This window comes from Catellatospora sp. NPDC049111 (genome assembly GCF_040648615.1).
GTDB classification, from domain to species: Bacteria; Actinomycetota; Actinomycetes; order Mycobacteriales; family Micromonosporaceae; genus Catellatospora; species Catellatospora aurea.
Genome location: NZ_JBEZEB010000004.1, coordinates 351197 through 371248, shown reverse-complemented (window position 1 = coordinate 371248; position 20052 = coordinate 351197). Strand labels below are relative to the sequence as shown.

The window sequence follows — 20052 nt, the reverse complement described above, 5'->3', positions numbered from 1 at the left end:
GTCGGTTGTTGCGTTGCCGAGCTGCTGCCTACTGCGGGACGTCCTGGCCGTCCCTGGAACCCTGCGAGATGCGGAAGATGCTCGCCGGGTCAAGGGCCACCTTGTACACACGTACGTCATCGATCTCGCCGTTCCACCTGAAGTCGGGCGTGCCGTTGACGACGGAGTAGCCGACCCGGAACCGGCCCACGGCATCCCACGTAGCCGTGTACGACGTCGTGCCTGCCAGCACACCGTTGATGTAGAGCCGGAGCTCATGCGCGGCCGAGTCATACACCGCGGCAAGAGCCGTCCACTCCCCCGGCAGGATCCTGAACTGGTCCGAGCCGGCGGGCATGGCATAAACCCACCCCGGAGCAGCCGCGTTGTCGCTGGTAGGTGCAGACAGACCCCAGCATGTCGAGCCGAACCCGACCGGACACGACGCATTGGCGTACACGCCCAACCGGAACCCGCTGAGTTGCAAACCGTCCTGGCTCACCACCATCGCGGGGCCTGCGGCGCTGACCGGCTTCACCAGAGCAGCCACCGTGTAGCTACCCGTGGTGTGCACCACCGCCCCAGCAGTGTTGGCACCCGTATCGGTGCCGTTGAACAGCAGAGCCTTGTCGTCCGGCACCGGTCCGACGATGCCATCCGTCCATGACACCGTGCCCGTCGTCGTCAACGGGTTCGGATTGCTGGTCACGGAGTCGGTGCCGTTGCCATCGAGGTTCCACCATGCGGACTTCGCGGTCGCGTAGACGTAGAAGTTGTAGACCTTGGGGCTGGCAGTGACCCAGCCGGCCTGGTCCACGCCCCACACCCGCAGCGTGTGCAGGCCTGGTGCGCTCGGCGTGTAGGACACCAGATCGGCTGAGTTTCCCACGGCGTCCGCGTCGACCTCTGCGGTGTAGGTGGCAGAGTCGAACGAGTACCGGTACCGGTCCGTGTCCGTGGTCCCAGCTGCCGGCGTGAACTGGAACTTGCCGACCTGACCGATACCACCCGCCCAGCTGTTCTCGCTGTACTGCGCGGCGATACCGGTGCCCACACTCTGCGCGGTTGCGCCCGGCGTCCCCGGTTCGGTGATGTCAGGGGTGAACCGGATGTAGTCCGACCACGTCTTCGACTGCAGACCGCCGACGCCGCAGTCGATGCCGACGACGCGGATGTAGTACGAGGTGCCCTGCGTCAACTCGGTGCTGACCGTGGTCGACACCGTCGACCCGGATGCCACGCAGCTGGGTGAGGTCCCCTCCCACGCGACCGTCGAACTACCCCAGTAGTAGACCGTGAACTTCGCCTTGACGTTGTCGTTGTCGGGATCGGTCACCGTCGAATACAGCGTCGGCGTGGTGTCACGCACCCAATACTCGTCGGTGCCCTTCGGCACGGCATGGGCTCCGTCGAGCCACGGCTTGACCGGGGTGTTCGGAAAGCTGTTGAACGTGATCGACAACGTGGCATCGCTGCGGAACTTGCGCCAGTTACCGGCCATGTACGTCTCGTTGGTGGACCGCAACCCCAGGGTCAACGACGTCCACGAATTGTCGGCGGCCATCGCCGCCCCGCTGGTTGCGTCCCAGTTCTCCCAACCCGTGCACACCCTGGGCGCATGCGAATCCAGGATCAGGCCGTCGTCGGCGGCTTCGTTCCAGTGAGCGTAGTGGTTGCTCCAGTTCGTCGATGCCGTGATGCTGTTGACCCGGTATAGCCGTACCCAGCTCGTGTCGCTGCAGCTCCACTGAGACGTCTTGTATGCTTTGAACTCCGCCGATGAGACCTTCGCTCCGCGGATTCCCGCCGGAATGTTGAACTCATAGATCAACCGCTTGCGGCCCGTGGAGTTACACGTCGAATCATTCGCGGTGGAGCACAACCCCACACCGCTTGGGCTGGTGAAGTTGTAGTACGTGCCTGCCGATCGCTCTGTCGGCCACGCCTCGGCGATCATCTGCCGCTCGTTCAGCGATACGCCCTCACCGGCATCCCATGCCGGGTCGATATACACGGGCCACGAAGTGCCGGTGTCGGCCAACATCGCCTGATCCGGTGTGATCGTCACCGCGGACGTCGATACGTCCACACCCATCACCGTGACCTGGTCGCCGTCGAGCGGGGCAATCGCACGATCTGCAGCGGCCACCGTCTCGCCCCGCATCGCCATCGCCTGAACGCCGGCCACAGCACCTGACGAGTCCCACATGATCGGCGTAGGGGAGTCGAACACCTCCTGGCCTGCCGCATCCGTGACGGTCAATCCGCCGTCGGCTTCGGCCACCGTCAGGCCCGCGCTCGTCCTCACCGGGAAGCTGATCCGCGCCAGAGCCGGGTTCGCTGCCGCCTGCGCGGTGTGAACCACGAGCACCTGGGAGAAGCCGGTCGCGTCCTCATCGACCGTCAGCACCAGGTCGACGTCCGGCAGTACTGACATGTAGGTAACCTGCGGACCCGCGACCGTCGGCGGCGGCAGCGCGCCCAGTGGCCAGAACACCTCCAAACTCCTGCCCGCATGCTCGATACGCGCCAGCGGTGCTCGATCGCCACCGGGCGAAAAGCTCATCGGCAGCACCGGCGCCACCGGCTTGACTGCATCAGAGGCCACGGTGACGGTCGTGTCCACCGCCCGCCATGTGCCATCTACCTTGGTCCGCTCCGCGAGCACACCACCGGTCCACGTCAGCTGGCCATCCGGACGTGCTGACAGGAACTCCCAGGGCGTGCGCGCCGATACGATCTCCACTGGCTGCCCGCACCGGGCCGCCATCTCCAGCGCCGCGGCCTCCGTATCGACCCCGGATGCACATTCCTGCACAACCGCGACCGCGGGCGTCGCACCGAACGGCGCCATCCCCGCCACCATCGCGACGACCAACGCGCTTACCAAACGCACACGAACAACGCCTGACCGCAACACGGCGGCAACCCCCGTAGAACTGACACACGATCGATCACAAACAGTGATCGGGAACCTACGATCGATCCAGGTCGACGTCAAGATCCCAAAACGGACCACTACACGCAGTGAAGCCAGACTATTGGACGCCATTGCAGTTCACAGTCGGCCCGTTGCTACGGGATGCCCGGATCGGAACTACGCTAAGTTACGGCTTGGCTTCGGTCATCCAGCTCGCTAGCCGAGGGGTTCCGCATCGGCTTCTGATGGAAGCAGAATTCCGGTAGGCGAGCACTGCCGAGATTGCCTAGATGATCAGGCTGCACGACCGTTCGTCGCGATGAGTCGATTACAGGACACCAGTCATTCGATACGCACCAGTGACGCGGCACGTTCGGCACTAATCGAGTACATCCCCGTCTGCAATGGATGACTCATCCACCCGACAGGTAGCAGGCGTTTACTGTTTCGACGCTGCCAGCCCGAATGGCGTTGAAGGCCATTCGGGCAGGTCCGTAGCACCGGCTTCGACGGCAGCATGAGATGGTGGCGAGTTCAGGCTCGACGTCCGTTCAAAGGTCGCGAACTCAGGGCAATGCAATACGGGATGCCCGCGCAAAGGTGAGGGCGCCCATGCCCTTGCGCTAGCCGCGGGTGAGAACTGCCGTGAGGTGGCGGGTGTTGGCCCAGACGGCGTAGAGGGCAGGAGCGGGCAGGAGTAACAGACCGATCGCGGGTTTGGCGACCACTGCGGCGGCCAGGATGCCGAGGATCGCGAGGTTGGCCAGGCTCAGGTACCAGTGGCGGATCGACAGGTAGGCGCAGGCCAGGGTTGTTCGCCAGGTCGGTTTGGCGTCGGCGGCCAGGAGGGCGGTGACCGTGACGGCGACCAGGGCGATGAGCAGGGCAAGCAGCGGGGTGACCGCGCCGAAGGGGCTGCCGAGGGCGAGCTGGAAGTCGGCGGCGAGCACGATGACGGCGGCGGCCGCGGCGGCGGCGATCGCCAGGGATCGGGCGAACGTCGCGCGGTAGGCGGTCCAGAAGGTGCGGCCGACGTGGTGTTCGCCTTCGGACAGCGCCTGGAAGGCGGCGAAGGCTGCGGCGGCGGCCGGGCCGCAGAGTGCGGACAGCGCGGTGTAGAACGGCCAGGCCTGCAGGGGGCTGCCGCCGCTGAGGGCGAGAGCCGTCAGCAGGGGCAGGCAGGTGGCGACGAGGCAGAGGTTGATTTTCAGGGCGGCGTACACGGTGCCGAAGACGGTGTCGTAGGGCAGGCGGGCGAGCAGGCGCATGGCGGTCAGCCCTTCATGCCGGAGGAGGCGATGCCCTGGATGAAGTGCCGCTGGCCGAGCAGGAAGATGATCGTGATGGGCAGGATGGACAGCACCGAGCCCGTCATCATCATCGCGTAGTCGGCGTCGTACTGGCCGACGAACGAACGCAGGCCGAGCTGGATCGTCCACAGGTCGTTGCTGGTCAGGTAGATGAACGGACCCATGTAGTCGTTCCAGGTGTTGACGAAGGTCAGCAGGGCGAGGCTGGCCAGCGCCGGCTTGGACAGCGGCAGCATGATCCGGGCCCAGATGCCGTACTCGGACAGGCCGTCGACGCGGGCGGCCTCGCACAGTTCGTCGGGGATGGTCAGGTAGTACTGGCGCATCAGGAAGACGCCGAACGCGCCGAACGCCTGGATCAGGATCAGCGACAGGAACGTGTCGGTCAGCTCCGCCTTCTGCATCATGATGTACTGCGGGATCATGTACGCCTGCCAGGGCACGGCGATGGTCGCGATGTACAGCACGAACAGCGTGTCCCGGCCGCGGAAGCGCACCTTGGCGAACCCGTACGCGGCGAAGCTGCCGGTCAGCACCTGCAGGAACGTGATGACCAGGCTGAGGAACACGGTGTTGCCGAGGTAGGTCGACAGCGGCACCCGGCTCCAGATCTCGGTGAAGTTGCCCCACTGGAATTCGTCGGGGATCCACTTGATCGGGATGGTGAACACGTCGTTGTTGCGTTTGAGCGAGGCGCTGACCATCCACAGGAACGGGACCAGGATCGCCAGTGCGGTCAGGGCCAGCACCGCGTACAGGGCGATCCGGCGGGCGAGGGCGAGCGGGCCGCGTACGCGCGGGGCCGCGGCCGTGTCGGCGGTGGTCATCTGCGCTCCCGGCGGTTGTTGAACCAGAACTGGGCGAGGGTGAGGACCAGCACGAGCAGGAACAGCACGAACGAGATCGCCGAGGCGTAGCCGAACTCGCCCTCGACGATGCCGCGGCGGTAGATCTGCTGCGACAGCACCAGGGTGGCCCGGCCGGGCCCGCCGTCGGTCATGACGACGATGAGGTCGAAGACCTTGAAGCTCTGCACGGTCAGCAGGACGAGCACGAGGAAGGTGACCGGCCGCAGGCCCGGCAGGGTGACCGCGCGGAAGCGCTGCCAGGTGCTCGCGCCGTCGACCTTGGCGGCTTCGTACTGCTCGACGGGGATCGCCTGCAGCCCGGCCAGGAACAGCACCATGTAGTAACCCATGTCGCGCCAGACGCTGGTGAGGATGACCGCGGGCATGGCCCAGGTGGTGCTGGTGGTCCAGCCGGGCGGGCTGTCCACGCCGAGGAACTGCAGGAACTGGTTGACCGGCCCGAACTCGGGGTTGAACAGCATGTTCCAGACGATGGCGACGGCGACCAGCGAGGTGACGTACGGGAAGAACGCCGCGGCCCGGAAGAAGCCGAGGCCGGCGATCTTCCGGTTGAGCAGCAGGGCCAGTCCGAGCGCGGCGAGCATGGTCAGCGGCACGTGGCCCAGGGCGTAGTAGGCCGTGTTGCGCAGCGCGATCTTGGTGGATTCGTCGTTGAGCAGCCGTTCGAAGTTGTCCAGGCCGACCCACTCGGGCGGGTTGTAGGAGTCCCACTCCATGAACGACAGCGCGAACGCGGCGAGCACCGGCACGAGGGTGAGCACGGCGAAGCCGAGGAAGTTCGGCAGGATGAAGCTCCAGCCGATGAGCGTGTTGCGCCGGGCGCGCCGCCTGTCGCGGGCCCGCGGCGGGGGCGCGGCGCTCGCGGTCGCCGGCGTCGCGGTGAGCAGGTCTGCCATCTCGTCCTCCCGGGCGGGGACGGCCGGGCGGCCGTCCCCGCGTAGCTGCGTCAGTTGACCTCGTTCTTGACGCGGGTCTCCATCTCCTTGATCGCGTCGTCGATCGACTTCTGCTTGGTCATGATCAGCTGGTGTTCCTCGTTGAGGATGGTGTCGACCTTGGCGGTCTTGTCGCTGACCGGCATCTCAGGGTTGATCTTGTCTGGGGTGAAGGCCTTCTTCGACAGCTCGTCGGTGGGCATGCCCGGCAGCGCGAAGTACTGCGAGCGGATCTCGTCGCTGGAGTATGCCGGGACCACGCCGATGCCGGCGATCGCCTTGGCGCCCGCGGCCGAGGCCGCGAACTGGACGAACTTCTCCGCCGCCGCGGCGTGCTTGGCCTTCTTGTTCACCGCGAACGCGGTCGGCGCGCCGAACGTGGTGATCCCGGCCGAGCCGGTGCGCTGCGGCAGCGGCGCGATGGCCCAGTCGGCGTCGGTGGTGCCCTTCTTCTTCTCCGACAGCACCTTGGCGATGTACCAGGTGCCCATCGGCAGCATCGCGGTCTTGCCGGACTCGAACATCGAGGCGTAGCCGGTCTTCTGGGTGACCGCGGTGCCGAAGTCGAGCGTGGCCCCGGCCTCCTGCAGCGCCAGCGCGGTCTTGTACTGGTCGGCGAAGAACTTGTAGTCGCCGCCGAGCTGGTCGCCGCCGGTCTGCGCGGCGGAGATCGCCTGCACGATCGAGCGCCAGGTGTGCTGGTAGGCGCCGTAGACCTTCTTCTCGCCGCTGCCCGTGGTGAGCTTCTTGGCCAGCTCGACGTACTGGTCCCAGGTCAGGTTCGTCGGGTACGGCTGGCCGGCGGCGTCGAACATCTTCTTGTTGTAGTACAGGACCCAGAAGTCCTGCCGGTACGGCAGCGCGTAGTACTTGTCGCCGTCCTGCTTGTACTGGTCCAGCCCGGCGAGCTTGCCCGCGTCGGCCGAGGTCGCCAGCGAGCTGACGTCCTTGAGCTGGCCGCGCCCGGCGAAGCGCACGTAGTCGGCCAGCGTCTTCATGGTGATGACGTCGGTGGTGTCGCCGCCGGCGAGCATCGTGGTGACCTTGGTCGGGTAGTCGGCGGCAAGGATGTCGACGGGCTTGATGGTGATGTCGGGGTTCGCCTGGTGGAAGGCGTCGAACAGGGTCTGGAACTCGGGCGTGGAGGCGAGGCTCCACACCGCGACGGTCAGCTCTACGGGGCCGCTCTCGGCGCTGTCGCCGCCGGAGCCGCACGCGGTCAGCGGCAGCGCGACTGCCATCGCCAGACCGACCGCTGCCAGCATCTTCCTTCTTTTCACGAACGTTCCTTCCTAAGGACGGCCGCTCACGCGGCGGAGGATCTGTTCTGTGCGTGGTGGTGCGGGCCGGTCGGCGGCACGGGCAGCGCCGCCGTCGTGGTGGCCTGGTCGGGCCAGGTGACCCGGACGACCGGCGCGTCCTCGGGTCCCGAAATCTGTGCCAGCGGCCACCGGTCGCCGCCGTTGAGCGCGAACGCCGCGACGTGCCAGGCCGCCTGCCCCGGTCGGGTCTGCAGCCAGGGGATGGCGGTGTGCTCGGCCAGCGGGGTGGCGTCGTGCACGGTGTGCACCCCGGCGACGTCGAGGCCGTGCAGGCCGACCGCGGTCGAGGTGAGCGTCGTGCCCACGGCCTCGGCGACGGGGCGGCCCGCGGGGTCCGACGCGGGTCGGCTCGACCGGTCGTCGGCGGTCGCCGGGACGGGCCAGCCGCCGACCCGCACGGCGGTGACCTGCTCCCAGCCGGGCGCACCGGCCGGGTCGACGTGGATGAGCCGCACCTCCCATGCGCCGCGCACCACCGACACCGTGGTGACGGTGGCGGCGTCCGTGGCGTCGCCCGGGTAGCCGGAGCCGTGGTCGGGGGCGCCGCGGTCGGGCTTGACCCAGTGGCAGCGGGCCCGCGAGGCCAGCACCGCCGCGCCGTCGAGGGCCTGTACGTCGAGGGTGGTGAAGCCGCTGCGGTGGGTCGCCTCGCCGTGCGCGTCGAGCAGCACCACGGACTGGTCCAGCGGGGAGTCCCAGCCGTCGTCGTCCATCGCGGGCGCGGTCGCGGTCGAGTAGCCCAGCCGGGCGTACAGCGGCGAGTCGGTGCTGCGGTCGCCGGGGCGGGCGTGGTCGGTGCCGTGGTTGTAGACGCGTACGACCCCGTCGGCCGCCGTCGCCGACAGCGCCCAGCCGGGGGCGGTGATGACGGCGAGCTGGTCGGCCTGTTCGACGGGCAGCGGCTGCTCGACGGCGGTCCACACCGGATGCTCGGCGGGCAGGGCGAGGCCGAGCAGGCCCTTGGACGCCCAGTAGGGCGAGCCTGGCCCGGAGTAGCGCTGGGCGATGCGCCGCCACGGGTGGAACCAGCCCAGGGTGAGCAGCCCGTCCTCGCCGGGTGCGCCGCGGTCGGCGAAGTGCTTGACGATCCCGGACGCGGCCCGGCGCAGCAGACCCGGCGCGAGCGCGTCGGTTCCCGCGATCGCACCGGCCCAGAACGGGGCGGCGGCCGCGAACCGGTAGGCCAGGCTGCGGCCTTGGATCAGCGGCGAGCCGTCCGCGCCGACCAGGCGCACCGCGTCGAGCAGGTAGCGGTCCAGGCGCCGGGTGTACTCGGGCAGTAGCGGCGCGGCCTGCGCCTGCGCGCCGGTCATCCGGCTCCACAGGATCGGATACAGGTGCAGCGCCCAGCCCGCGTAGTGGTCGTAGCTGCGTTCGGGCCCGTCGCAGTACCAGCCGCCGTCGCGGGCGAACGACTCATGCCGGGCCAGGTCGGCGGCGATGTCGTCGGGTGACCAGGGGCCGCCGACGGAGGCGAGGAACTGCTCGACGACGATGCGGAACCAGACCCAGTTCGTCTGCGGGTAGGTGTGGTCGCCGACGACCTGGGCGAGGTAGTCCACGGTCCGGGCCTGCACGCCGGGGTCGAGGTTGTCCCACAGCCAGGGCCGGGTGAGGTCGAGGATCAGCGCGATCGACGCCGCCTCCACTTTGGCCTGGCCGTGCTCGCGGGGGGTGACCCAGCGTTCGGGCGAGTGCGGGTCGGTGCCCGCGGCGATGCCCTGCGCGTAGCGTTCGAGCAGGTTGCCGGGGTAGCGGCCGTTTTCGCCGGCGATCCGGAACCCGGCGAGCAGGAACGTGCGGGCGAAGCCTTCGAGTCCGTCGACGGCGGTGCCGTAACCGCCGGGCGCACCGGGCGGGGTGATCCGCGCTCCGGTCGGCGAGGCGTGCCGCCAGGCCGAGGCGAGCAGGTGGTCGGCCAACGCCGCCCATTCGGTCCGGGTCCACCCCGTGTACGGAGAAATCATGCGATCACTTCCATCGCTTCGCTGGTGACGGCGTCGATCGGGGGGCGGCCGTGGACGAAGTGGTCGAGTTCGTCGAGGGCCTGGGCGCTCAGGCGGCGGGTCTCGGAGCCGAGCGACCCGGCGATGTGCGGGGTGATCATGACGTTGGGCAGCTGGGCCAGCAGCGATCCGGCGGGCAGCGGCTCGGGGTCGGTGACGTCGAGGATGGCGTTGAGCCGGCCGGTGGCGCATTCGCGTTCCAGGGCTGCGGTGTCGAGCACGGCGCCGCGGGCGGTGTTGATGACGGTCGCGCCGTCGGGCAGCAGCGCCAGCTCCCGGGCCCCGATGGCGTGCCGGGTCTGCGGCAGCTCGGGCAGGTGCAGCGAGACGATGTCGGCCTTGGTCAGCAGCTCGTCGAGCTCGACGAGGCGGCCCCCGGCGGCGGCGACGGCGGCCGGGTCGGCGTACGGGTCGGTGACGAGCACGTGTGCGGTGTCGAGGGTGCGCAGCCGTTCGAGCACGCGCCGGCCGATGCGGGAGAAGCCGACGATGCCGATGGTGCGCCCGTAGTTGGACAGGTCCTCGCGGTGGTGCACGGCGTCCCAGTTCGCCGGGCGCAGCCGGGACTCGGCGGCCAGCACGTGGGCCTTCTTGCCCGCGAAAACGATCGCGGCGAGGGTGTACTCGGCGACCGGGGTGGCGTTGGCCTCGGCGGCGCTGGTGACCAGGATGCCGCGCCGCCAGAGCTCGTCGGAGACGAGGTTGCGCACGCTGCCGGCGCAGTGCAGCACGGCCCGCAGCCGGGGTGCGGCGGCCAGCCGGTCGGCGGTGAGCCGGGGTGCGCCCCACGAGGTGAGCAGCACCTCGGTGTCGGCCATGCGGGCGCGCACGTGCGGGTCGTCGAGGTCGTCGGTCCAGACCGGATCGCCGAGGTCGGCGAGCGTCCGCAGCCGTTGCAGCTCCTGCGGCCCGAATTGGAGCCGGAACGGTTCGGGCCCCATCACGAGCAGTGCCTGCGGACGGTACATGCGGTGGCCTCTCCCGGGGTTCCCAGCGTTGCTGATATGTTTGTTTATGTTCATTCGAACAGTGCGATGAGTAGACCAGCCCGGAAACTGCACGACAAGGGCCCGTTACGAAGCTGTAACACGTAACGCGTAGACCTGGGCTTTTCTTTGTGAACGAATATGTTCGTTTCGAGGGCGAGGGAAGGGGATGATGGTGCGAGAAGACCGCCGTCGATACCCGTCCGGGCCGGTCAGGTCCGTCCGGACGGCGGCATGCCGCGTGCCGTGCCACCGCCCGCGTCCGTGCACAATCGAGCCCGACGCGCGCGACACCACCGTGGAGGCCCAGCCGTGACCCTGTCCGAGCCCCCGCTGCTGCCGGACCAGCGCCGCGAGCGGCTCCTGGCCGACCTGCACGCCCACGGCACGCTGCGGGTCAGCGAGATCGCCCGCGCGCTGGGCGTCACCACCGTCACCGTGCGCCGCGACATCGCCCAGCTCGCCGACGAGGGCGCGATCGAGCGGGTCCACGGTGGCATCCGGCTGCCCCGCGGCGGCGACGGGCCGCAGTTCAGCGCCGCCGTCGAGGAGCCGGGCCGGTCTACAAGCACCGACGAGGCGTCCCTGCCCGCCGTCGGCATGGTCGTGCCGTCGCTGGACTACTACTGGCCGGAGATCGTGCGCGGCGCGCGCGACGCCGCCCCGGACGCCGGGGTGCGCATCGTGCTGCGCGGCTCCTCCTATGACGACGTCGCCGACGTACGCCGGCAGACCGCCTGGCTGCTGGAGACGGCCGGCATCCAGGGCCTGCTCATCGCACCGCCCACCATCGGCGACGAGGCCGCCCAGCTCATCGACTGGCTGGCCGGGCTCGACATCCCGGTGGTGTTCCTCGAACGCACCGCCACCGTGGGCCTGTACCAGGAGCACGTCGAGTCCGTGTCCACCGACCACGCGTTCGGCGCGAGCCTGGCCGTGCGGCACCTGGCCGCGCGCGGGCACCGCCGGGTCGGTTTCCTGGCCTCGGCCAGCAGCCCGCACACTCCGGCGGTGCGGCGCGGCTGGCAGCAGACCGTCACCGCGATCGGGCTCGAACCCGACGCCCCCGAACTGATCAGCCCCGATCACCGCGACCCGCGCTGGGACGACGAGATCGACCGCGGGATCGACGCCTGGCTGGCCGACGGCACGACCGCGCTGCTGGCGCACTCCGACCGGGAGGCGATCTCCCTGGTCGCCCGCTGCGAGGAGCGCGGCATCCGGGTCCCGGACGACCTGGCCGTGGTCGCGTTCGACGACGAGGTCGCGGGCCTGGCCAACCCGGCCCTGAGCGCGGTCCGGCCGGCGAAGTACACCATCGGCGAGAGCGCGATGCAGCTGCTGTCCAAACGCCTGCAGGACCCGGCGCGGCCCGTGCACCGCGTGCTGATCAGCCCGCAGCTGATCGTGCGCGACTCCAGCGGCCCGCGCGGCTGACGTGACCGGCAGCGCCTTCCCCCGCCCGGCGGGCGAGCTGACCTCGCTGCTGCGCGACATCCGCGCCGCGGCCGCCGACGACACGATGCCCGAACTGGGCTACCGCGCCTACCGCGACTACTTCGACACCGGCAACCGCCTGCGGTACGAGCGGCAGTACTTCCGCCGCCGCGCCCGGCTGGCCGCCCGCGCCGCCCAGGCCCTGCTCGACCTGGACACCGACCTCGGACCGCTGTCGGACACCCTGTGGTCGGTCTGCGACGAGTACACCTGGGCGCTGCCCGCGCACGTGCGCCACAGCGCCGATCAGGGCCGCGGCCCCGAGCAGTGCCTGGACCTGTTCGCCGCCGAGACCGCGCACACCCTCGCCGAGACCGTGGCCGCCCTGCACGGCCGCCTCGACCGGCGCGTCGCCGACCGGGTACGCGCCGAAGTGGAGCGCCGCGTCTTCGTGCCCTACACCGACCCCCGGCCGCTGAACTGGGAGGGCTACCGCAACAACTGGGAGGCGGTGTGCGCGGGCGCGGCCGGTATGGCGGCCCTGGCGCTGCTGCGCGACTGCCCCGCCGACACGGACCGGCTGGCCGCGATGCTCGACCGCAGCCGCGCGGCCATGGACCGCTACCTGGCCGGGTTCGGCGGCGACGGCGGCTGCGCCGAAGGCGTGGACTACTGGGTCTACGGCTTCGGCTACTTCGTGTACTTCGCCGAGGCGCTGCGCGAGCACACCGGCGAGGACCTGCTGGCCCCGGCGAATGTCGCCGAGATCGCGGCGTTCCCGCACCGGGTGGCGCTGGGCGCGGGCGCGTACGCCCCGTTCTCGGACGCCTCCGAGCGGCCGTGGCTGCCGGCGGGGCTGCTCACCCGGCTGGCAGAGCGGTTCGGCACACCACCGGCGCGGGTCGTGCCGTCGTTGCATGACGACCACTGCTACCGGTGGGGGCACCTGTCGCGCACCCTCGCCTGGTTCCGGCCCGGTCTGCCCGCGTCCGCGGTCGAGGCGACGAGTTTCCTGCCCGACCTCGCCTGGGTCGTCAGCCGGGGCCGATTCGCGTTCGCGGCCAAGGGCGGCCACAACGACGAGCCGCACAACCACAACGACCTGGGCCATTTCGTACTGCACACCGGTGGCCGCAGCGTGCTGGACGACCTCGGCGCGGGCGAGTACACCGCCGGCTACTTCGGACCCGGCCGCTACGACCACCTGCACCCGTCGGCGCGCGGGCACTCCGTTCCCGTCATCGACGGGCAGGTCCAGCTGCCGGGCGCGGACCGGGCGGCGAAGGTGCTGCGCTACCGCGACGACGGGCAGACGGTCTGCCTCGACCTCGACCTCACCGCGGCATACCAGGTGCCGGGCCTGCGGTCGCTGGTACGGCGCTTGCGGTGGTGGCCGGACGGCCGCCTCGAACTCATGGACGAGATCGACGCCGACCGGGAGCTGCCCGTCGAGGAGGTCTTCGTCAGCCGCGTGGAGCCGACGCTGTCGGCCGGCGCGGCGGACTGGGGCGGCCTGGTCAGGCTCGGGCACGGGTGCGCGCAGGCCTCGGTGGAGGAGGTGACGGCCGCCGACCACCATGCGCGGCCGGACCGGGTGTACCTGCTGAGCTGCAGGACCACGACGCCGGCCGGCCGGGGTGTCCATCGGTTCGTGTTCGACCTCGGGTGATCGACGCCGACGGCGCGCACCTGGTGTCCGTCATGCGGCCCTTCCCCTGCCGACCGGCTTCCCCGACAATCGCCCTATGTCGGATCAAATCGGTCATCATCTGCCACGCGTGCTCGTGATCGGGGCCGGAATCTCCGGGCTCGCGGCGGCACGGGCACTGCACGGGCTCGGCCATCCTGTCACCGTCCTGGAGGCCCGCGACCGTGTCGGCGGGCGCATCTGGACCGACGCCGACGGCGTCGACCTCGGCGCGCACTGGATCCACGGCACCGAAGGCAACCCGATCACCGAGCTGGTCGAACGGCTGGAGATCCCCTACAGCTACGTCGGCGGCGACAGCTCCTACACCGGCGGCTTCGACAACCTGGACCTGTTCGGTCCGGATCGGCGGATCACCAGCCAGGCCGCCAAGAACCGCACCCTGGAACTCGCCGACGGCGTGCTGCACGAACTCGAACAGCGCGCCGAACACGCCCGCAGGCACGGGCACCCGGACATGTCGCTGGCCGAAGCACTCGGGCAGATCCTCGCCGAACGCGGCTACAGCCCCGAAGACGAGCACGCGGTGCGGTACCACCTCAACGTGGTCCTGCGCGAGGACGTCGCCGAGGACGCCGATCGGCTGTCGCTGAAGTTCTGGGAGGACGGCTACCTGGTCTACGGCCACGGCGACAGCGTCCTGCACCGCGGCTACCAGTCGGTCGTGGACGCGCTCGCCGACGGCCTGGACATCCGGCGCGATCACGTCGTGACCCGGGTCGAGACCGGCGCGGCGAGCGTGCGCGTCGTCACCGGACTGGGTGACTTCACGGCGGACAAGGTGCTGGTGACCCTGCCGCTCGGCGTCCTCAAGGCCGGGGCCGTGGTCTTCGACCCGCCGCTGCCCGAGCCGAAGCAGTCGGCGATCGCCCGGCTGGGCTTCGGCACCCTCAACAAGATCGCACTGCATTTCGCCGAGCCGTTCTGGCCCCTGGAGCAGTACGCGTTCGGCTACCTGTGCCGCGACACCGACCGCCATCCGACCGTCGTGATCAGCATGTGGAAGTCGCACGGCAGACCCGTGCTGGTGATGCTGCTCGGCGGCTCGCTCGGCCGCGAGCTGGAGACCTGGCCTGACGAGCAGGTCGCCGACTACAGCGCCACCGTCGTGCGGGACCTGTTCGGCCCCGACGCGCCCGCCCCCGAGCACATCTCGCGCACGGGCTGGTCGGCGGACCCGTTCGCCCGCGGCTCGTACGCGTGCATAGGCGTCGACGCGTCGCCGAAGGACCTCGGCGTGCTCGCCGAACCGGTCGGCGACCTGCTGTTCTTCGCCGGTGAGGCGACCAACGGCCACCACTGGGGCTGCGTGCACAGCGCCTACGAGTCGGGCCTGCGCGAGGCCGCCCGGATCAGCGGTGACGCCTCCCTCTACACCGCGCCGAGCGCCGAGACCCCGCGCCGCCAGCGCCGCGACATCGATCGCATGAAGCGGTTCGCGCGCATGCGCATGAGCCACCTGCCCGACCACGACCTGAAGGAGCGGGTGGCGTGCCTGCGCGACGGCGTCGACCCGTACGGCGTGCGCCTGTTCGCGCCGCTGGTCGAGGCCGAGCTGGAGACGCTGGCCTCGATGTTCGACGAGCTGTCCTTCGGGCCGGGTGAGGCGGTGTGCCGCGAGGACGATGCCGCCCACGGGGTCTACCTGATCGCCGCCGGGCAGGTCGAGGTCGACTTCGGCGGCGTGTACGAGCGCGCGACGATGGCCCGCGGGGCCCTGCTGGGCGGTCACGACCTGTTCTTCAGCGCCCGCACCGCCACGGTCACCGCCGTCGGCGACATCGAGGTCTACTACCTGGACCACTACCGGTACAAGACGTTCCTCTACGCGTTCCCCGACGTCATGATGCTGATGATCTCGGATCTGGTGACCCGTTGGGAGCAGCTGGAGAGCGCGCTGGGCGCGAGGGCGCTGCCGGGCGCGCAGCGGCGCGCCGCGCGACACGACGATGAGGCGGTCACCACGAGCTGATCCGGCCTGCCGGTGCGGTGCATCAACGGACGTCTCCGGCATATGGTGGCGACGTCGCGTCACGGCGTCCGGCCGTCGGCGCGACGTCGACCTCCGAACGAAAGGCCAGTTCCCCAGTGCTGCCGCAGCCCTCCGCCCCCGGTGACGAAACGCTCGGCCCGACCGGCCTGGCCGCGCCGGAGGTGCTGGTCACGGTCCGTGGCGGCACGCTGCGCGGAAGGCGGGAGGACGGGCTGACGGTGCTGCGCGGCGTGCGGTATGCCACCGCGCAGCGGTTCTGCCCGCCAGTGCCCGAACCGGCCTGGTCGGGCGTGCGCGATGCGGTCGAGCACGGCGGGGTCAGCCCGCAGCCGCAGGCCCGACCCGGTTCGGCCGGTGGCCGGCCCGAGATCGGCGTGCAGTCCGAGGACTGCCTCAACCTGACCATCGTCACCCCGGCCGCCGACGGAGCCCGCCGGCCGGTGATCGTCTGGCTGCACGGCGGCTCGTACCGGTCCGGCGCGGGCTCCTGGGACCGCTACCGCACCGACGGGCTCGCCCGGGAGGGCGACGTGGTCGTGGTCAGCGTCACCTCCCGGCTCGGGGCGCTGGGCTACCTGGCCGCGCCGGGCGTCTCCCCCGGCAACCTGGGCCTGCTCGACCAGATCGAGGCCCTGCGCTGGGTCCGCGACAACGCGGCCGACCTGGGTGGCGACCCGGACAACGTCACGCTGGTGGGGCAGTCCTCGGGCGCGCACTCGATCGCCTGCCTGCTGGGTGTGGCGGCGGCCCGGCCGCTGTTCCGCCGGGTCGTGCTGCAGAGCCCGCCGCTGGGACTCGGGCTCGGCGGCGCGGCCGACACCGGGCGGCTGGGCGAGCGCTTCCTCGCCCGGCTCGACGGCGATCCGCTGGCGGCGTCGCTCGATCAGGTGCTGACCGCGCAGCAGGCAGCCGAGCGCGACGTCTCCGGGCGCGGCTTCACCCCGGCGTACGGGCCGGTGGCCGGCGCGGATCCGCTGCCCGACGCCGACGGCTGGCTCGCCGCGTGCCGGGCGGGCGCCGGCGACCTCGACGTGGTGCTCGGCACCACCCGCCGCGAGATGGCGTACTTCCTGGCCGGTGGCCCGCTGTCGCAGCGGGTGCCGCTGCTCGGACGGGCCGTCGAGAACAGCCTGATCAGCGTGTTCACCTGGACGGCATTCACCCGGCCGACGCAACGGTTCGCCAGGCTGCTGGCCGCGGCCGGGGCGCGCGTGTTCGTGTACGGCATCGAGGGCGTGGCTTCGGCCTCGCCCTACCGGGCCGGTCACTGCAGCGACCTGCCGTGGCTGCTGGGCGACGAGGCGGCGTGGGCGCAGGTGCCGATGCTCGCCGGGCAGCTCTGGGACGACGTGCACGAGCACGGCAGGCCGCTGCGCTCGGCGTGGCTGTCGTTCGCCGCCGGTGGGGCGGCCGCGCTGACCGCGCACGGCTGGACGCCCTACCGGGGCAGGCGCGCGGCTGTGCGCCGCTTCGGCGCGTGACGCGCGTGCTGCGCGGTCAGCCGCCGCCGTGCAAGGATCGCTGGAAGGAGGCGGCGATCTCGGCCAGGTGCGCGCCGTACTCCGGCTCGGTCGGCAGGTAGTCGCCGCGCTGGTCGTCGCGGTAGCCGTACAGCCAGCGGTGGCAGGTGTTCTCCTCCCGCTGCGCGGCGTGGATCGCCCGGAGCAGGACCGGCCGGTAGATCAGCCGCGCCCGCCAGTTGCCGACGTACCTGGCCTTGAGGTGCGCCGTCACCGGGTGGGGCCGGCGATGGGCGTACCCGACGACGGTGATCGTCCCGTTGCCCATGCCGCCGAGCACGCACAGCTTCGCGCCCGCGGGAAAGATCTTCTGACTGCGGAAGTCGGCGTGCGGACCTTCCTCGCGGTACGGGTACGGCAGCAGGTTGCCGACGATGCACCACTGCGGGTTCCACTGGTCGTCCACCGTGCTACCGGTCCCGGTCGGCGCAGTTGTTGCTGGTGCGCAGGACGGTGTACTCCCGGTCGTCGTTCGTGATGCCCGACGGCGCGCCGTCGAACCAGCTCTCGACCGTCTGCAGGCCGCGGCGCTGCTCGTAGTGCAGGTGCGCCGCGCCGGAGTCGCCGGTGCTGCCGACCTTGCCGAGCTGCTGGCCCTGCTCGACGTCCTGACCCTTCTCGACGATCGGCGGTTCGAGCAGGTGCATGTACACCGTCGTCCACCGGCCGCCGTGGTCGATCTTCACCCAGTAGCCGCCGCCGCTGCCACGGGGGCCCTGCGGATTCTTCTGCGTACGCCCGCCCAGCTCGCCGTTGATCCCCGCCTCGACGACCGTGCCGCCGTAGGACGCCAGCACCGGCCGCCCCCAGGACTGCCCGGACATCGGGAACATGTCCACGTCGTCCGCGCCGTGGCCGGGATAGGTGCCCAGCTGCCACTTCTCGCCGCACGCAACGGGCAGCTGGAACAGCGGGCGGGGCCCGGCCGGCCACAGCCACAGCGCCGCACCGGCCACGACGGCGATCGCCGCGACGATGCCGAGCGTGCGCAGCACGCGTGTACGTCGGCGGCTGCCGCGATGGCGTTTGCTGCTGCGGTACACGGTCGGCACGGACCGAGCATGCCAGGCCGTGGCAAGGCCGTGTGCCCGATGCCGCGGAGCCGGGCCAGGGCGAGCGACGCCCGGCCCGGCTCCGCGCCGACGGTCAGCTCGCCGTGCAGGTCACCGCGGGAACGCCGTTCGTGCCGTTCCACGAGCCGAGGAAGCCGAAGTTCGTGCTCGCCTCGGCGGCCAGGCTGCCGTTGTAGCTCACGTTGCGGGCGGTCACCGCCGATCCGCTGCTGGTCACCGTCGCGCTCCAGGCCTGGGTGACGGTCTGGCCGTTGGCGTACGTCCAGGTCACCGTCCAGCTGGTGATCGCCGATGCGCCGGCGGTCACCTTCACGTCGGCCTGGAATCCGCCGGGCCACTGGCCCACGATCGAGTACAGGGCGGTGCAGCCGCGCCCGCTCGGCGACGGAGGCACGCTCGGTGACGGCGAAGAACTCGGCGACGGCGACGCGCTCGGCGACGGTGTACCACCGAAGATCGTGGCCTGCTTGGCGGTGGCCTTGATGCCGTTGGGGCCGTTGAAGATCCGCAGGCCCCACGTGGTGAGCTGAGCGGGGTCGAAGTTGACCGTCATGTCCAGGTACGGATCGTTGTTGCCCGCCCAGGACCAGCCGAGGTAGCCCAGGCCGCGGGCGTTGGCCTCGGCGATCAGGGTCTGGTCGTCGACGTTGTTCGACGAGCGCTGCCACCCGAACTCGCCGATGACCAGCGGCCAGCCGTTGTTCTGGAACCGGTCGAGGTAGTCGCGGATCGCGGTGGCGGTGTTGAACACGTCGTACATGTGGATCGACAGCACCGTGTTGCGCTGGGTGTCGGCGTTGAGGACCGTCTGGGCGTTGTCGCGCATCACGTACTGCCAGTCCTGGCCCCAGTTCGGCGCGTCGACCATCAGCAGGTGCTGGAAGCCGTTGGTGCGCATCTTCTGGATCGCGGACACCGTCGCGGCGGTCCACTGGCCGGCGTTGGTGTTGCCGATCGGCTCGTTGCCGATATTGATGACGACGTAGTCCTCCTGGCCGACCAGCACGCTCTTCTGGCTGATCCAGTAGTTGACGGCCTCGTCGAGCGAGGCGGCCGCGCCGTCCTCGCCGTACCCGGTGGTGTCGTGCACCTCCAGGACGCAGATCATCCGGTTCTGCTTGCACAGGTTGATGACGTTGGCGACGTCGTTGGACGGGCCCCAGCGTTTGCCGCTGCCCAGCACGACCCGCACGGTGTTCGCGCCGGCGGCCTTGATGTCGGCGAACGAACTGGTCTGGCCGATGAACCAGACGTGCTCGTGGTTCACCCCGCGCATGATGAAGTTCTGGCCGTTGGCCTCGACGATGTTGCGGCCGCTGATGTGCAGGCCGACGGCCGCCTCAGCGGGGCTGACGGCGACGAGGATGGATGCGGTGGCCGCCAGCACGGCGACACCGACGGATGTGAGCAGTCTTTTCATGACCTACCTCTGGAGGAGGCCCCGGACAGGGGCGGATCGCGTCATGCCCGCAGGCACACATGCCTGATCGCTGATCGCTGCCCTGGCCCATCCGCGCGCCGGTCAGCGTATGCGCATTCGTCGGTACGTGCAACTAATGCAAGCCAGGCCAGGCGGCACCACGGCAGGCGATGATCGGGGCATGGAGGTTCTCAGCAGCCGCATCCTGATCCGCCCGGCCGACCTGGAGTCGTCGCTGCGTTTCTACCGCGACGTGCTCGGGCTGGCGGTGTACCGCGAGTTCGGGCCGCCCGAGCATCCGGGCGTGGTGTTCTTCCTCGGCCAGGGGCTGCTGGAGGTGTCCGGCCGGTCCGACATCGGGCCCGTCGGGCCGGTCCGGATCTGGTTGCAGGTGCGCGACCTGCGAGCCGAGCACGAGCGGCTCGCCGCCCTGGGCGCGGTGATCACGCGCGAGCCGCGGCGCGAGTTCTGGGGCCTCGACGAGATGTGGATCGCGGACCCGGACGGGGTGCCCATCGTGCTCGTCGAGGTGCCCGCCGACCATCCATTGCGCCGCGACCTGCGCTGACGCAGC

The 20052-nt window shown here is 70.3% G+C and carries 15 protein-coding genes; 5 read left to right on the top strand and 10 right to left on the bottom strand.

The features are described from left to right. Positions 1-28: 28 nt before the first annotated feature. The 7 genes from AB0B66_RS08765 to AB0B66_RS08735 form a co-directional block, all read right to left on the bottom strand. Complete coding sequence (locus AB0B66_RS08765; protein WP_360525120.1) at positions 29-2857, bottom strand: LamG-like jellyroll fold domain-containing protein; 2829 nt, start codon at positions 2855-2857, stop codon at positions 29-31. A gap of 665 nt (positions 2858-3522) precedes the next feature. Beyond that, on the bottom strand, positions 3523-4167 hold the full coding sequence (locus AB0B66_RS08760; protein WP_360525117.1) for a DUF624 domain-containing protein: 645 nt from the start codon (positions 4165-4167) through the stop codon (positions 3523-3525). A 5-nt stretch (positions 4168-4172) separates the two neighbouring features. After that, positions 4173-5036 carry a carbohydrate ABC transporter permease gene (locus AB0B66_RS08755; RefSeq protein ID WP_360525114.1) on the bottom strand — a complete coding sequence of 288 codons (864 nt, stop codon included), beginning with the start codon at positions 5034-5036 and terminating at the stop codon, positions 4173-4175. After that, positions 5033-5974, bottom strand: a complete 942-nt coding sequence (locus tag AB0B66_RS08750) for a sugar ABC transporter permease (protein WP_360525111.1) — start codon at positions 5972-5974, stop codon at positions 5033-5035. The genes AB0B66_RS08755 and AB0B66_RS08750 overlap by 4 nt, the downstream gene beginning before the upstream one ends. A 50-nt stretch (positions 5975-6024) precedes the next feature. Beyond that, positions 6025-7293: an extracellular solute-binding protein gene (locus AB0B66_RS08745; protein WP_360525108.1), complete on the bottom strand. Its 1269-nt coding sequence runs from the start codon at positions 7291-7293 to the stop codon at positions 6025-6027. 26 nt (positions 7294-7319) lie between these two features. Beyond that, a complete protein-coding gene (locus AB0B66_RS08740) occupies positions 7320-9302 on the bottom strand; it encodes a DUF2264 domain-containing protein (RefSeq protein WP_360525105.1) in 1983 nt (660 codons plus the stop codon). Beyond that, positions 9299-10309: a hydroxyacid dehydrogenase gene (locus AB0B66_RS08735; protein WP_360525102.1), complete on the bottom strand. Its 1011-nt coding sequence runs from the start codon at positions 10307-10309 to the stop codon at positions 9299-9301. Before AB0B66_RS08735 ends, AB0B66_RS08740 begins: the two co-directional genes overlap by 4 nt. 330 nt (positions 10310-10639) lie before the next feature. Between AB0B66_RS08735 and AB0B66_RS08730 the strand changes: the two genes are divergently transcribed. The 4 genes from AB0B66_RS08730 to AB0B66_RS08715 all read left to right on the top strand — a co-directional run bounded on the left by AB0B66_RS08730 (position 10640) and on the right by AB0B66_RS08715 (position 16946). After that, the gene (locus AB0B66_RS08730; protein ID WP_360525099.1) at positions 10640-11764 is read left to right on the top strand and encodes a substrate-binding domain-containing protein; all 1125 of its coding nucleotides are present in this window, start codon (positions 10640-10642) and stop codon (positions 11762-11764) included. A 1-nt stretch (position 11765) separates the two neighbouring features. After that, positions 11766-13433, top strand: a complete 1668-nt coding sequence (locus tag AB0B66_RS08725) for a heparinase II/III family protein (protein WP_360525096.1) — start codon at positions 11766-11768, stop codon at positions 13431-13433. Between the two features lie 109 nt (positions 13434-13542). Then, positions 13543-15444, top strand: coding sequence for an FAD-dependent oxidoreductase (locus tag AB0B66_RS08720; protein ID WP_360525093.1), 1902 nt, complete (start codon positions 13543-13545; stop codon positions 15442-15444). 116 nt (positions 15445-15560) lie between these two features. Next, a complete protein-coding gene (locus AB0B66_RS08715) occupies positions 15561-16946 on the top strand; it encodes a carboxylesterase family protein (RefSeq protein ID WP_360525090.1) in 1386 nt (461 codons plus the stop codon). A gap of 16 nt (positions 16947-16962) precedes the next feature. Here the strand turns inward: AB0B66_RS08715 and AB0B66_RS08710 are convergent, their stop codons facing one another. The 3 genes from AB0B66_RS08710 to AB0B66_RS08700 all read right to left on the bottom strand — a co-directional run bounded on the left by AB0B66_RS08710 (position 16963) and on the right by AB0B66_RS08700 (position 19478). After that, positions 16963-17391: a hypothetical protein gene (locus AB0B66_RS08710; RefSeq protein WP_360525087.1), complete on the bottom strand. Its 429-nt coding sequence runs from the start codon at positions 17389-17391 to the stop codon at positions 16963-16965. A 4-nt stretch (positions 17392-17395) separates the two neighbouring features. Beyond that, positions 17396-18037: a M23 family metallopeptidase gene (locus tag AB0B66_RS08705; RefSeq protein WP_360525085.1), complete on the bottom strand. Its 642-nt coding sequence runs from the start codon at positions 18035-18037 to the stop codon at positions 17396-17398. Positions 18038-18131: 94 nt separating this feature from the next. After that, complete coding sequence (locus tag AB0B66_RS08700; protein ID WP_360525082.1) at positions 18132-19478, bottom strand: cellulase family glycosylhydrolase; 1347 nt, start codon at positions 19476-19478, stop codon at positions 18132-18134. Positions 19479-19659: 181 nt separating this feature from the next. Between AB0B66_RS08700 and AB0B66_RS08695 the strand changes: the two genes are divergently transcribed. Next, the gene (locus AB0B66_RS08695; protein ID WP_360525079.1) at positions 19660-20046 is read left to right on the top strand and encodes a VOC family protein; all 387 of its coding nucleotides are present in this window, start codon (positions 19660-19662) and stop codon (positions 20044-20046) included. The last annotated feature ends 6 nt before the right edge of the window (positions 20047-20052 follow it).

Excerpts from the sequence above, each read along its gene's own strand:
- AB0B66_RS08760 (WP_360525117.1), bottom strand. The coding sequence starts at position 4,167 with ATGCGCCTGCTCGCCCGCCTGCCCTACGACACCGTCTTCGGCACCGTG.
- AB0B66_RS08755 (WP_360525114.1), bottom strand. The coding sequence starts at position 5,036 with ATGACCACCGCCGACACGGCCGCGGCCCCGCGCGTACGCGGCCCGCTC.
- AB0B66_RS08750 (WP_360525111.1), bottom strand. The coding sequence starts at position 5,974 with ATGGCAGACCTGCTCACCGCGACGCCGGCGACCGCGAGCGCCGCGCCC.
- AB0B66_RS08740 (WP_360525105.1), bottom strand. The coding sequence starts at position 9,302 with ATGATTTCTCCGTACACGGGGTGGACCCGGACCGAATGGGCGGCGTTG.
- AB0B66_RS08735 (WP_360525102.1), bottom strand. The coding sequence starts at position 10,309 with ATGTACCGTCCGCAGGCACTGCTCGTGATGGGGCCCGAACCGTTCCGG.
- AB0B66_RS08700 (WP_360525082.1), bottom strand. The coding sequence starts at position 19,478 with ATGAAAAGACTGCTCACATCCGTCGGTGTCGCCGTGCTGGCGGCCACC.
- AB0B66_RS08695 (WP_360525079.1), top strand. The coding sequence starts at position 19,660 with ATGGAGGTTCTCAGCAGCCGCATCCTGATCCGCCCGGCCGACCTGGAG.